The sequence below is a fragment of the Granulicella aggregans genome (genome assembly GCF_025685565.1).
GTDB lineage: Bacteria > Acidobacteriota > Terriglobia > Terriglobales > Acidobacteriaceae > Edaphobacter > Edaphobacter aggregans_B.
The window spans coordinates 951,836-965,052 of record NZ_JAGSYE010000001.1; the positions used below are offsets into that span (position 1 = coordinate 951,836).

The 13,217-nt window shown below is 62.0% G+C and carries 11 protein-coding genes; 6 read left to right on the top strand and 5 right to left on the bottom strand.

Annotated elements, in window-relative coordinates; translation table 11 throughout:
- The first annotated feature begins 137 nt into the window (after positions 1-137).
- Both OHL18_RS03945 and OHL18_RS03950 read left to right on the top strand, forming a co-directional pair.
- Positions 138-998: a DUF4292 domain-containing protein gene (locus OHL18_RS03945; protein ID WP_263373527.1), complete on the top strand. Its 861-nt coding sequence runs from the start codon at positions 138-140 to the stop codon at positions 996-998.
- Positions 999-1,114: 116 nt separating this feature from the next.
- On the top strand, positions 1,115-1,330 hold the full coding sequence (locus OHL18_RS03950; protein WP_263373528.1) for a hypothetical protein: 216 nt from the start codon (positions 1,115-1,117) through the stop codon (positions 1,328-1,330).
- Positions 1,331-1,510: 180 nt separating this feature from the next.
- Here OHL18_RS03950 and OHL18_RS03955 read toward each other — a convergent pair whose 3' ends face one another.
- A complete protein-coding gene (locus OHL18_RS03955) occupies positions 1,511-2,566 on the bottom strand; it encodes a Gfo/Idh/MocA family protein (protein ID WP_263373529.1) in 1,056 nt (351 codons plus the stop codon).
- A gap of 11 nt (positions 2,567-2,577) precedes the next feature.
- A complete protein-coding gene (locus tag OHL18_RS03960) occupies positions 2,578-2,790 on the bottom strand; it encodes a hypothetical protein (protein WP_263373530.1) in 213 nt (70 codons plus the stop codon).
- 295 nt (positions 2,791-3,085) lie between these two features.
- Here OHL18_RS03960 and OHL18_RS03965 point away from each other — a divergent pair, with 295 nt between their 5' ends.
- Positions 3,086-4,645: a two-component system sensor histidine kinase NtrB gene (locus OHL18_RS03965; protein ID WP_263373531.1), complete on the top strand. Its 1,560-nt coding sequence runs from the start codon at positions 3,086-3,088 to the stop codon at positions 4,643-4,645.
- A 164-nt stretch (positions 4,646-4,809) separates the two neighbouring features.
- Here the strand turns inward: OHL18_RS03965 and OHL18_RS03970 are convergent, their stop codons facing one another.
- Positions 4,810-6,045 (bottom strand): alanine racemase, encoded by a 1,236-nt coding sequence (locus tag OHL18_RS03970; protein WP_263373532.1) that lies wholly within the window; start codon positions 6,043-6,045, stop codon positions 4,810-4,812.
- Between the two features lie 326 nt (positions 6,046-6,371).
- On the opposite strand from OHL18_RS03970, the gene OHL18_RS03975 reads away from it, so the two are divergent.
- Positions 6,372-7,727 (top strand): SGNH/GDSL hydrolase family protein, encoded by a 1,356-nt coding sequence (locus tag OHL18_RS03975; protein WP_263373533.1) that lies wholly within the window; start codon positions 6,372-6,374, stop codon positions 7,725-7,727.
- Between the two features lie 287 nt (positions 7,728-8,014).
- Here the strand turns inward: OHL18_RS03975 and OHL18_RS03980 are convergent, their stop codons facing one another.
- Complete coding sequence (locus OHL18_RS03980; protein ID WP_263373534.1) at positions 8,015-9,127, bottom strand: carboxypeptidase-like regulatory domain-containing protein; 1,113 nt, start codon at positions 9,125-9,127, stop codon at positions 8,015-8,017.
- Between the two features lie 422 nt (positions 9,128-9,549).
- On the bottom strand, positions 9,550-11,001 hold the full coding sequence (dnaA, locus tag OHL18_RS03985; protein ID WP_263373535.1) for a chromosomal replication initiator protein DnaA: 1,452 nt from the start codon (positions 10,999-11,001) through the stop codon (positions 9,550-9,552).
- 794 nt (positions 11,002-11,795) lie between these two features.
- On the opposite strand from dnaA, the gene rpmH reads away from it, so the two are divergent.
- Together rpmH and OHL18_RS03995 are read left to right on the top strand one after the other, a co-directional pair.
- Complete coding sequence (gene rpmH / locus OHL18_RS03990) at positions 11,796-11,951, top strand: 50S ribosomal protein L34 (RefSeq protein ID WP_089836647.1); 156 nt, start codon at positions 11,796-11,798, stop codon at positions 11,949-11,951.
- 329 nt (positions 11,952-12,280) lie between these two features.
- The gene (locus OHL18_RS03995) at positions 12,281-13,189 is read left to right on the top strand and encodes an NADP-dependent oxidoreductase (protein WP_263373536.1); all 909 of its coding nucleotides are present in this window, start codon (positions 12,281-12,283) and stop codon (positions 13,187-13,189) included.
- Positions 13,190-13,217: the final 28 nt, after the last annotated feature.

A 13,217-nucleotide genomic window follows, 5' to 3' on the forward strand; every position in this document is an offset into this window, starting at 1 on the left:
CAGGCCTCATGGCCATTCGCGTCCGGCGGGAAACATCCCCGTCTGATAGCAGCGCCTCAAAAGAGGGGCATTTATACTTGTTTAGCGTGTTTTCCTCCCTCAAAAAAGCCGGGTTTCTGCTTTCGATTCTGCTGCCGATGTCTCTAAGCATCTCGGGTTGTTACAAGACGACCCGTATTGTCGAGAAGAATGTCGCTCCTTCGGTGGTGAAGGATGCGACGGTCGGCGATCTTGTAAAGCAGTTGAACGGCAACTACGACGCGATCAAGAGCTTCAGCGCGTCGGTGACGATTGCGGCGAGCACGGGTGGCGGACGCACGGGCAAGGTGACGGATTACACCTCGTTCAAGGGCTACATCCTGATGCGCAAGCCGCGCGATCTGTATGTGGTACTGCAGATCCCGGTGTTTGGCTCGGTGGCGATGGAGATGGTCTCTGACGGGACTAACTTCAAGCTGTTGATTCCATCACAGAACAAGGCGCGAGTGGGGACGGATGAGGTGAAGACGCCGTCGAAGAACTCGCTGGAGAACTTGAGGCCGGGGATCTTTTTTGATTCGATCCTGCTGCGGAGCGTGGGCGCGGACGAGTTTGTGACGGTGACGGAGAGCGAACGGACACTGCCGGCGGATCCGAAGACGCACACGGTCGTGGTGGAACCGGACTACGACCTGGTGATCCTGGGGCGGCCGAAGGATGCGGCGGCGGACAAGCAGACGATGACGACGCGGAGGGTGATTCACTATAGCCGCGAGACGCTGCTGCCGTACAAGCAGGACATCTACGACGAGGCCGGGCGGGTGGTGACGACGGTGAACTACAGCAAGTATCAGAAGTATGGGGAGATCGAGTTTCCGGGGGAGATCGATATAACGCGGCCGTTCGACGAGTATGCGTTGAAGATCGCGATTGTGAAGCTGACGCCGAATCAGCCGCTGGATGATGAGCAGTTCAAGCTGGAGATTCCGGCGGGGATGACCGTTCAGCGGATGGATTGAAGTGTATCCCTGGGGTACAGTTTGGGCTTGATTTTGCCGCTTCGAAGATCCAATCATTGCCAGGCGTGAATTGATGGCAGCGCATGGTTCTAACGCCTAACTTAGAAGTCCTGTTTATGGTCGCATCAGTCAGCTGGGTGGGCGGCTGGGGATTCCTCATGTACCGCTACCCCGGCGCGTTCGCGAGACTCAACGCCCGACTTGGGCTGACGGTGTTCTCATCTCCCAAGTACATTGCCTTTACAAAGAAACTCGGTGTTGTCGAGATGGTCCTCGCGGCCCTCGCTGTAATCAATGTCTTGATCACGCGGGCGTTTGGAATCAAGTGGTGAGACGGCATCCTGACGCATAACTCGCCTTTGGCCGGTAGCAGGCACTCCGGTGGAATGGTAAAGGCGAAATGCGGGGGTCTCTCCACTTCGCTGCGCTCCGGTCGGGATGACGTGTTCCTGGGCCGACAAAGACAAAAGCAGATTTCCTTCGGGAATGACAAACAAAAACAAGGGCTTGCGCTACAGGCCGGCGCGTTTTGCGTGGGCTTCGATGGCCGTGGTGATTTCGAGGGCGAGGGCGAGGGCTGCGGTGGCGTCCTTTGCGGAGACGATGGGGGTCTCGCGGTTGCGGACGGCTTGGAGGAAGGATTCGATCTCCAGGCGGAGAGGTTCGCCCTTAGGGACGTCGATGTTGCGCAGGCCGAGGCCCGGGGATGGGTGATCGCCGGACTTTGCTGCCGCTAGCAGGGCGGCTAGCTGGGATGGGTCGAGGGCGGCCAGGGCGGAGACGTCGGGAGCGTCGATGATGAGCAGATCCTGGCGGGCGAAGTCGAGCGAGAGGTACTGGCGGGGCTGGAAGAAGCGGAGCTTGCGGACGCGTTCGGTGCTGACGCGGCTGGCGGTGAAGTTGGCGATGCAGCCGTTTTCGAACTCGACGCGGACGTTGGCGATGTCGACCTTTTGCGAGAGGACGGGCAGGCCGACGGCGCGGACCTCGCGGACGGGCGAGGCGACGAGCGAGAGGACGATGTCCAGGTCGTGGATCATCAGGTCCAGGACTACGTCTACGTCCAGGGAACGCGGGGTGAAGATGCTGAGCCGGTGGGACTCGAAGAACATGGGGCGGTTGAGGTGGGCGCGGGCGGCGGCGACGGCGGGGTTGAAGCGCTCGAGATGGCCGACCTGGACGATGCGATTCAGCGTCGCGGCTAGCGAGAGGATGCGGTTGGCTTCGGCTTCGGTGGCGGCGATGGGCTTTTCGATGAGGACATCGACGCCCGCCCGCATGAGCTCTTCGGCGGCGGCGGCGTGGTGGATGGTGGGGACGCAGACGCTGGCGGCGTCGAGCGAGAGGTTCGCCGTGAGGGCTTCGGCGAGGGTGGCGAAGCCGGGGATGGCATAGAGCTCAGCTGCAGCGGCCAGGGTGGCGGGGTCGCGGTCGATGACGGCGGTCAGCTGGATCTGGCCCGCGGCTTCGAGTTCCTTGTAGACGCGCAGGTGGTTCTTGCCGAAGGCTCCTGCCCCGGCTACCGCGACACGGAGTGGGCGGGTGCTCTTCGGCGTCTCATCGGTCAACTTAGGCTTCCTTAGTCTTCGAGGGGGGCTTCTACGGCCTGGCGGCACTTGGCGTAGAGCTCGAGCAGGCTGGTGACCTGGTCTTCGGGCTTGGCCGAGGTGGGGATGCCGAAGCCGGTGGTAGAGCCGGTAGACTTGCCGCCAACATTTGCCGTTGCCGCGACGAACTTGAGGAGGTCGAGGGCGATGTCTTCGGTGCGGCGGGCAGTTTGATTCTGATCCATTGGAGCTTTCCTCGTTTCTTTCTTCCTGTTGATGTTAATGCCTGACGGGGGTGTGCGCCAGTGTGGGCGCTGTGAGGGTATAGTCTGGGCTAAGGCGCGGACGGGTTTGCGGCAGCCCGTCGAAGTGATCCTGCATCGAAAAAGTAGATCAGCTAGCTTCGCCGAAGGCGGAGCGACGGCGGCAGAGAGACGAAGGCTCTGCAAGTGTGTACGACTTTTGGCCCGGTAGTCGATTGCGCGGGTAGTCACTCAAGTTTGGAGTCGTGCCGGTCGAATACTTTTTCAGGGGGCCGCAATGGCAAGTTCAACGACAGTTCAGGCCGAGCTATTGCCGAACGAGGAAGACCTTCCCAAGATGGAGGCGGCAGACCAGCCGGTGGCCGTCGGGATTTTGATTCATGATCCGATGAACTGGCGTCTGATCGAGACGGCGACGACGCAGCTGGAGCTTCGCGCGGTCAAACTGCACGCCGACGAGCTGGACTACGCCGAGTTGGCGGCCTTCGAGATGATCATCGCGGAGGAGCCCTATGCGCGGCAGATCCAGGGGATGCTGGGGGAGCGAGAGCGCCAGGTTGAGGGGATCAACCCGGCGATTATTGCGGTCTACCTTGGCGAGCGGCCGATAGGGCCGGCGGGGTATCAGGTAGACGGCGTGCTGACGCTGCCGGTGGAGCCGGCGCCGCTGGTGGCGCAGTTGAGCCTGATGCTCTACGCGCATCGGGCGTTTGCGCGGAAGTATCACTCGGCGCTGGAGGAGTTGCACCTGAACCGAAGGATCTTCCGGTCGGTGACGAGCGGAATCTCTGTGGCCAACGCCTCTGAGCCTGATCTTCCTCTGGTGTATGTGAATCCGGCGTTTGAGGTGATGACGGGATACCACCTTGAAGAGGTGCTGGGGAAGAACTGCCGTTTTCTGCAACGGCAAGACACGGCCCAGCCGGGGCTGGATGTGATCCGCGAGGCGATTCGCGACGGGCGCGAGGCGGTGGTCGTACTGAAGAACTATCGCAAAGACGGGACGTTCTTCTGGAACGAGCTGTCGCTGTCGCCGATCAGGAACCGGCATGGCGTGGTGACGCATCTCGTGGGTATCCAGACGGACGTGACGGCGCGGATGGAGTTTGAGGCGGCGCTGCGGGAGAGCGAGAAGCTGGCCGCGGTGGGAAGGCTGGCGTCGTCGATCGCGCATGAGATCAACAATCCGCTGGAGTCGGTGATGAACCTGCTTTATCTGGCGCAGCAGACGGATGACCCTGTAGAGGTCCGGCGCTATCTGCAGGCTGCGGATGGGGAGTTGAAGCGGGTGTCACTGATTACGGCGCAGTCGCTGCGTTTCTATAAGCAGTCGACGCGGCCGATGGCGATCTATCCGGCGGAGCTTATGGATTCGGTGAGCAGCATGTACGCAGGGTTGATGGAGAACTCGCATGTATCGCTACAGCGGCGCTACCGGGGTGAACGGATGATTGTCTGCCTGGAGAGCGAGATTCGGCAGGTGCTGAACAATCTGGTGCGGAACGCTATTGACGCGATGCGTATGCGGGGAGGGACGCTGGTGCTTCGGAGCCGGGAGGCGATGGATTGGCGGAGTGGCGCGCGGGGAGTTGCCATTATGGTGGCGGACACGGGCAGCGGCATGAGCGCGGAGACGATCAAGAGCATCTACACGGCGTTTTTTACGACGAAGGGGATCGGCGGGACTGGGCTGGGGCTGTGGATCAGCAGCGAGATTGTGGCTCGGCATAAGGGGCGGCTGCTGGTGAGGAGTAGTCAGCGCGAGGGGAAGCGGGGGACGGTGTTCCTGCTTTGGCTGCCTTTTGAGTCGGGGGTGGTGCGGGGTGGGCATGGTTGAGGGCTCCCGGCTGTGATCTGAAGAGGATGACCCGTACAGCTTGCGTGGATTATGCCCGCGCAGGTTGGTGGCGGAGAGGCGAAATGTGGGGATTCTTCCCCTTCGCTACGCTCAAGGGTCAGAATGACGGTTCTTGGGGTGTGTATGTGCGGGGGCTAGACAGGTCAGTCGGTGGGGCAGGAGGCGCGGATGCCGCAGAGGATCTCGTAAGGGATGGTGTGGACTAGGCGGGCGTGGTCTTCGGCGGTGATGCCCTCGCCGAGGAGGGTGACTTCGTCGCCTTCAGAGACATTGGGAATGGCTGATATGTCGACCGAGGTGAGATTCATCGAGATGCGGCCGATGATGGGGGCTCGGCGGCCGTGGAGGATGACCCAGCCGCCCGGGTGGTCGTTCGTGGAGGAGAGCTCGCGGCGGAGGCCGTCGGCGTATCCGGCGGGGAGCAGAGCCAGGCGCATGGGGTGAGTGGCGCGGTAGGTGCCGTTGTAGCCGACCAGATTGCAGGCGGGGAGCTCGGCGATGGAGAGGACACGGGTCTTCCAGGTAAGGACGGGACGGACGAGCGGTTGGATGGCGGGGCGGGATAAGCCTTCGATGGGGAGCAGGTGGCCGTAGAGAGCGAGGCCGGAGCGGACCATCGGGCGAGCTCCGGCGCGATGAGCGAGGGAGGCTAGCCAGGGGAGCCAGCCGTCGTTTTCGTTCTTGCTTGGGCTGCTCTCGTTGCTCTCGCGGTCGTCGTTGTCGATGTAGGAGGAGTTGCCGACGTGGACCCAGTCGGGGCGCAGGGCGCGGGCGGTGACGGCGGCGACGGCCTGCTCGAAGACGGCGCGCTGGGTGAGGGTCTGGAGGGAGTGGGCGACCTCAGTGTCGGCGAAGTGGGTCATCAGGCCGGAGAGATGGAGCTGCGGGGTGGCGGCCAGGAGTTCCAGGAGGGAGTCGAGGCCGGGGCCGACCGCGACGCCCTGGCGCGACATGCCGGTGTCGATCTCCAGGTGGATGGGGAGCGGGGCGGTTGCTGCTGCGGCGGCTTCGCGGAGGTGGGTTAGCTGATTGAGGGAGGAGACCACCGGGGTGAGGCGGTCGCGGACGATGGCTTCGGCTTCGCCGGGGAGCGCGGCGGTAGCGCTCATGACGAGGATGTCGGGCTGGGTGGCGTCGGGGAGGCCGGAGTCGCGGAGGACCGCGCGGACGCGAGCGCCTTCAGTGGCGTCGGTGACTCCGAGCCATTGCGCGCCAGCGGCGGCGAGGATGGGGGCGCAGGTTTCGATGCCGTGGCCGTAGGCGTTGGCTTTGACGACGGCGAGGAGGGTGGCGCTACCGGTGGCATCGGCCAGAACGGTCTGGATGGCGGCGAGGTTCGCTGCCAGATTTTCTTTCGAGATCTCCGTCCAAATCTTCACTTACACCTGTTTCTTTCTGGGTCTATCGTAAATGGCGAGTTGCCGGGGCTGAAGTCCCTTGTTGAGGTGGTCCTGATACCGCGGGCTAAAGCCCGCTGCTACTCCGCTTGCCCCGTTGAGGACGACGGGTTTCTGGGTTGGGAGGACGACGGTTCGTGCTGCGCACGAATGTCCCACCCATCGCGTAGAACAAAGGCGCGATGGATGGGGCACCCGAACTGCTGGCCGGGAGCGGGGTGGGTTCCCTATGGTGAGGCGCGTGTGGTACAAAGCTACGTTCTTGTATGGAGTCTACGGAAGGGCAAGTATCGGAGCAGGAGTCTGCGATGAAAATGAATGGTTGTTCACTTGTGAGGACGTTTTCTTCTACCAGGCTGCTGCGTGGCGCACTTCCGCTGGGCATGCTTAGCGCTTCGCTTTTTCTACTGGCGAGTTGTTCGAGCGGGAGCTCTTCGTCCGGCTCGTCGGGGAGCAGTACAAGCACGCCCGCAACGCCGGGAAACTTTACGACGACGGTGTTTCTGGGCGATTCGTTGACGGCGGGGTATCAGAGCGGATCGTTGCTGGATACGGCAGAGGTGCATGGGTGGGCTCCGCTGGTGGCGGGGCAGGCAGGGTTTGGGATTACGCAGGCGCTAATCGCCGCGCCGGGAGCGCCGAGTACGCTGGTGTTGAAGTCGGTGAGTCCGCTGACGATTATGACGGCGAGCGGGACGACGACGGGGCGGGACAATCCCTCGTCACAGGTGACGGACCTGGCGGTTCCGGGCGCGCTGCTGAACGATATTTTGAATACGATCCCGGTGGTTTCGCCGACTCCTGGGCAGCAGCAGATTACGCAGTTGGTACTGGGATTCCCGGGGCTTGGGCTTGGGCAGGCTTACTCGCAGACGACGTTTGCGGTGAAGGCGAACCCGACGACGATCTTCATCTGGGCGGGGAACAACGATGCGCTGGACGCGGATATTTCGGGGATGCCTTCGAGCATGACGAGCGTGGCGGACTTCACGACGCAGTACACGGCGCTGATCACGGAGTTGACGACGAAGACGAAGGCGCACCTGGTGATTGCGAATATTCCGGATGTGACGCTGGTGCCTTATCTGCAGCCGGCGGCGACGATTCTGGCGGAGTACTCGGCGGCGACGGGGTATCCGGTTTCGGTGCTGAGTGGACTGTTCGGGATCTCGGCGGGGGACTTGCTGAATCCGGAGGGGCTGGCTGAGGTGGCGGCGATCGTGGCGGGGACGCAGACGACGCCGGTGAGCGATGCGGGCGTGCTGACGGCGGCGGAGGTGGCGACGGTGCAGCAGCGGGTAACGGACTTCAACACGGTGATTGCGGCGCAGGCGAAGGTGGCGGGAGCGACGGTGGTGGACATCCATGCGCTCTTCGCGAATTTGATCGCGAACGGCCTGCCGATCAATGGGTATACGGGGAGCGCGGCGTTCCTTGGCGGGGTGTTTTCGCTGGACGGGATCCATCCTACGAATACGGGGTATGCGGTGATTGCGAACACGTTTATCGACGCGATGAATGCCGGGTTCAGTGCGAAGATTCCGGAGGTGAATGTGGGGACGGTCGCGGCGAGCGATCCTTTGTGGCCGCCGAATTTGGGGGCTACGGTGGCTAGTTCGGTGAGGCTGCCGGTGGGTACGGGGATGGACCTGTTGCGGCGGTAAGGGTCCGGGGCTAAAGCCCCGCTTCTGGTGGCGATGCTTTACCGGGGGCTGAAGCCCGCTGCTACTCCCGATGGGTGTCCACCCAATGGCCATCAGAGGCACCCATTTCGTGGCTGAAAGGTTCGGGCGGTGGTGGTGATGTGAGCGGTGTGGCGGGTCCTTCGACTGCGTCTCTTGCGATGAAGCTGCAAGAGACTTCGCTCAGAATGACGGCAAGAACGAACAACCGCAACGAAACGGCAAAAGCAGATCCTCCGCTTCGCGAAGGATGACAAGGTTGGTGGGGGCTACTGGGGCCTTGCGCTGGTTTCCGGCTTTGCAGTTGGAGCGGGTTTGGAGTTTGGGTCGGGTTGGCCGTTGGCGTAGACGGGGACGTTAGGGGTGATCTCGCGGAGGACGAATTCGCGGATGAGGTTGTTTACGGCGTTGCCCGCGGTGTCGATGAGACCGTTGGTGAGAGTGAGGCCTATGCCACGGTCGGCGTGGGGGTGGTAGGCATTTGAGATAGCGCCGCCTAGGAATGCGCCGCCGATGTGGGAGTAGTTGGGCTGGGGCTTGCCGTCGTCGCCGCGGGTGATGAAGGCGCGCTCTATGGCGTAGAGGGCGCGGGACTTCTTGGTGCCTGAGCCCTTGTAGAAGTAGCGCGGGTCCTGATGCAGGACCGCGGGGAGGATGCCGCTACCGATAACGCGGGCGAAGGCTCCGTCTCCGTAGGCTGCGGCAAAGCGCTTGGAGTACCCGGAGAACCCGTAGCCATAGCCGGCGAACTGGTCGGCGTTGTACTGGGCGGCTGCCTGGAGGGATGCGCCCAGGAATTCGACGGGGTCGGTCGAAGCCTTGAAGGCGAGGTGCATCTTCTGGCTCTTCGTCAGAGGCGCGGCGTTCCAGATGTAGCTGGAGTAGAAGTTCGGCAGGACGCCAAAGGCACGCTGCTTCTCTTCAGCGTGAATCTGCTCCTGGGCGAGTTCGACCTGGGTGACTGTGACCTGGACATCAATGTTGGCGAAGGCTATGGGGAGGTCTACAGGCGGCGCATCGCGGAACTCGCCGGGCTTGAGAGTGATCTCGGAGGAGACGAAGGTTTCGAGGCCAGGGGAGGTGATGGTGAACTTGAAGCGGCCTGCGGGGAGGTGGTCGAAGAGGAAGCGGCCTGCGGTGTCGGAGATTGCGATGATGCCGGGGCCGGGAGGGAGGCTGGATTCGACCAGGGTGACGGTGGCTCCGGCGACGATGCCGCCGTTGATGTCAAGAACAGTGCCGGAGATGCGGCCGGTGCCGGTCTGCTGCGGCTCTTGCGAGGCGGCCAGTACGAAGCTGGGAGCGTCGGGGAGGTTTTCAGGTTGCGTAAGAGCGGCGACGTCCTGCGCGATTGCGGGAGCGCTGACGAGGCACAGGCTCAAAAAGACGCATGAAAATCTGGACATGAAGAGAAGATACGCGGGATGTGTTAAGAAATGCTGAGTGACAGGGCGGGATGACAGGATCGTCATGCGCCGGTGATAAAGCGGTTGGTGCTTTACACGAATGCCCACCTTCGTCGCGATCAGACTGCGACGAAGATGGGGCCACTCTGAATTCGGTCTTCCCTGTCAGCGGCTGAAAGGTTTGGGCGGCTGCGGTGATGTGAGCATCGTCGGGGTCCTTCGCTGCGCTCAGGATGACAGCAAGAACAGACAACAGCAAATGCCAATGCGGAGATTCTTCGCTTCGCTCAGAATGACGGTTGCCGGGGCGAGAGAAGACTCGCTTTGTGCGGACCCATTCATCGCGACACTGCTGCGATGAATGGGGCACAGAGTGTGCGTGTGGCGCTTTGCGAGAACTAGCCTAAGGTCTCCATGAGCTTCGAGAGGGTGCGGGAGAGGTCGGCGTCGGTGCGCTTCTGTTCGTCGATCTTGGCAATCGAGTGCATGACGGTGGTGTGGTGCTTGCCGCCGAACTGACGGCCGATCTCGGGAAGCGAGGCCTCGGTGAGCTGCTTGGCGAGGTACATGGCGATCTGGCGGGGGACGACGATCTGGCGGGAGTTGTTCTTCTGCTTGAGCTCGGCGACGCGCATGCCGAAGTTCTCGGCGACGGTGCGTTGGATGGTCTCGATGGAGATCTTGCGGATCTGGGTGTCGATGAACTGCTTGAGGCACTGCTGGGCGACGGCGAGCGAGATGTCGACGCCGTGCATGGAGGCCCAGGCGATGAGGCGCACGAGGGCGCCTTCGAGTTCACGGACATTCGTCCGCACATTCGATGCGATGAAGAGGGCTACGTCCGTGGGCAGATGGGTGTGCTCGGACTCGGCCTTCTTCTGAAGGATGGCTACCTTGGTTTCGAGGTCCGGCGGCTGGATGTCGGCGGTGAGGCCCCACTCGAAGCGGGAGCGGAGGCGGTCTTCGAAGTCGGCAAGTTCTTTGGGAGGCCGGTCGGAGGCGATGACGATCTGCTTCATGCTCTCGTGGAGAGCATTGAAGGTGTGGAAGAACTCCTCCTGGGTGCGCTCCTTGCCGGCGAGGAACTGGATGTCGTCGATGAGCAGGACGTCCGTGGTGCGGTACTTGTCGCGGAAGGTGGTCATCTTGTCGTAGCGGACGGAGTTGATCATCTCGTTGGTGAACTTTTCACCGGAGAGATAGCTGATCGACGCGTGGGGCTGGCGACGTTTGACGTCGTGACCGATGGCCTGCATGAGGTGGGTCTTGCCCATGCCGGAACCGCCGTAGAGGAAGAGCGGGTTGTAGGCCTTGGAGGGGCGCTCGGCGACGGCCTGGGCTGCGGCCATGGCGAACTGGTTGCCGCTGCCGGTGACGAAGCCATCGAATACGTAGCGGGGGTTGAGCTGGGAGGCGGCGTTCCAGTCGAAGCGGGCCTGCTCGACGCCGGCGGCGGGTGGTGGAGCGGGGTTGCGGCTGAGCTTGCTGGATGTGCCGGCGGTGCCGTTCGGAGCCGGTGCGTTGACGCTATGGCTGGGGAGGGGAGCGAAGCCGCCATCCTCGCGCAGCTTGGGCGCGGCGGGGTCCTGAGCGGGGGTCTGGAAGGTGACGGTCTCGACCTCGAGGTTGAGGTTGTCGATGGCTTCCTGGATGAGGTCGGCGTAGCGATCGCCGATGTGTTCGAACTCTGCCGAGGGGATGCGGACGTAGAGCGTCTTGCCTGTGATGTGCGAGAAGCGCGTGGGCTTCAGCCAGGTGTCGAAGGACTGACGATTGATCTTTTTTTCGAGCGCCGCAAGGATGCGGACCCAGTGGTTCAACGCGGCGGCTGCCGTAGGCGCAAATGACATTCTGTGAACTTCCTTTTGACTTTTTTAGAGACCCAACTCTGGTGGGCACTGGGAAAACGCAGTACAGCGAATTACGTTCACTGCGAAACCGGCAAACAGTGATCCCCTCCCGCCTGTAGGGCAGGTAACTATGGACCAAAGGTGACGGAAAGTCTCCAGCCAGACTGCAGGAAAATCGCCTTACAGACACATGACGTGGAGAAAAAGTTGAGGCAAACGAACAAGGTGCGAAACAGCCAGAGCGCGGTGCGAAACATCTACATGAGCGGGTTCGATAGTAGCACGATGTGAAGGACGATTTTCGCGTGAATGCAGCATTAAAATGAAGTTGCACCATTCCTTGTGAAGGTATCGGGAAAGGCGGCGCATGGGCGAAATCTGCGAGGCGGGGAGAGCAAAAAAAAGGGAAAAATCTACCGGGGATGGGTCCCTTCGGTGTCCCTTTCTTACGCGCCTTGTGATACGCGTGGTGGAGTCAGGATCGCGTTGCCTGGCTGGAGGTGAGAATCGTGGAGGGTGCGATGCTCGATGGGATGGGTCCCTTATTGCGGGCAAGAGGCAAACGCAGATTCCCTTCGGGAATGACAAAGCGAAGAGGGAGTTGGTTGTGAAAGTGGCGGCTCTGGGATATACTTTGAATCTGCGGCTAACGCCCACAGTTTCGAGCAGGTAGCGTCCTTCCGGACAGCCGGTGTCTACCATCACGCCAGCCTCGAACAAGTCCAAAACTCAAGAGTTTTTGATTCCGGCTTGATTCGTTTCCAGGAAGACCCTGCACAGGAGTAGAGAGTTCCATGCCAAAGCGTACTTTTCAGCCTAACCGCCGCCACCGCGCCAAGACCCACGGCTTCCTTACCCGCATGAAGACCAAGGCTGGAGCCGCAGTGCTCAGCCGCCGCCGTGCGAAGGGCCGCCACAAGATCGCCGTCAGCGCCGGCTTCCGCGACTAGTTTTTCCGTTTCAGTAAGGACATCTCCGCATTTGTAGTGCAGCGGCCACCGCTCTTGTTTTAGAGCGGTGGCCTTTCTGCGTTTGGTGACGAACCGCATGCGGTTCGGGCTGAAAAGGCGGAGATAGAAGAACACCATACCTCAGCGGCTGAAGCCGTGCCCTTGAGCGAGACCAGTGCGGATTGCTAGAGAGTAGTTCGCGGCTACCGCCGCGAATGTCCCACCCATCGCTTGAGACAAAGGCGCGATGGATGGGGCACCCGGCTGGGGGAGTTGGGATCCAGACCGCTTGGCTGGGTGGTGGCGCATCTCAGGAGGTGAGGTGCGTTATGAAGGCTGTGGTTTTGCATGAGTACGGTGGACCGTCGAAGCTGAAGTATGAAGACTTTGAAGATCCCAAGCCGGGACCAGGTGAGGTGCTGGTTCGAGTCGCCGCGAGCAGCGTGAATCCGGTGGACTACAAGATGCGCTCGGGTGCGGCGAAGGAACGGTTTCCGGTGGCCTTCCCTGGGATACTGGGCCGCGATGTCTCGGGTCTGGTGCGTGAGGTGGGCGAAGGAGTTACGGGATTCGCTCCGGCGCAGAGGGTGATGGCGCTGGCTCATGCGACCTATGCGGAGTTGACGGTGGTGAAGGCTGACGAGTTGACGCTGGTTCCGGAGGGGCTGGACCTGGTGGAGGCGGCGGCGCTTCCGCTGGTGTCGCTGACGGGGGAGCAGCTGATCTCGCGTGGGACGGGCATCAAGCAGGGTGAGACGGTGCTAATCTCGGGCGCAATGGGAAGCGTGGGCAGGGCGGCGATCTTTACGGCGAAGAAGGCCGGGGCGACGGTGATCGCGGGAGTCAAGAAGTCGCAGTTGGATGCGGCGAAGGAGCTGGGAGCGGACGAGGTGGTCGCGCTCGATGATAAGGAGGCGATGGCGAAGGTGGGATTCATGGATGCGGTCGCCGATACGGTTGGGGGCGAGACGGGAGAGATGCTGCTGGGGAAGGTGAAGCAGGGTGGGGTGTTCGCTTCGGTAGTGGGGCCGCCCCCGGGAGCGAAGCTGCACCCAACGGTGAAGATCGTTCCGGTGATGGCGGTGCCCGATCCGGTAAAGCTGGCGGAGATGGCGGCGGAGGTTGTGGCGGGAAGGTACAAGATCCCGATCGACAGGATGTTGCCGCTGGCCGAGGCTGCCGATGGGCAGGTGGCGGCGGAGAAGGGTGGGATTGGGAAGGTGTTGCTGCTGGCTTGAGGGGTTGGTGGACACGGTTCACGATTGG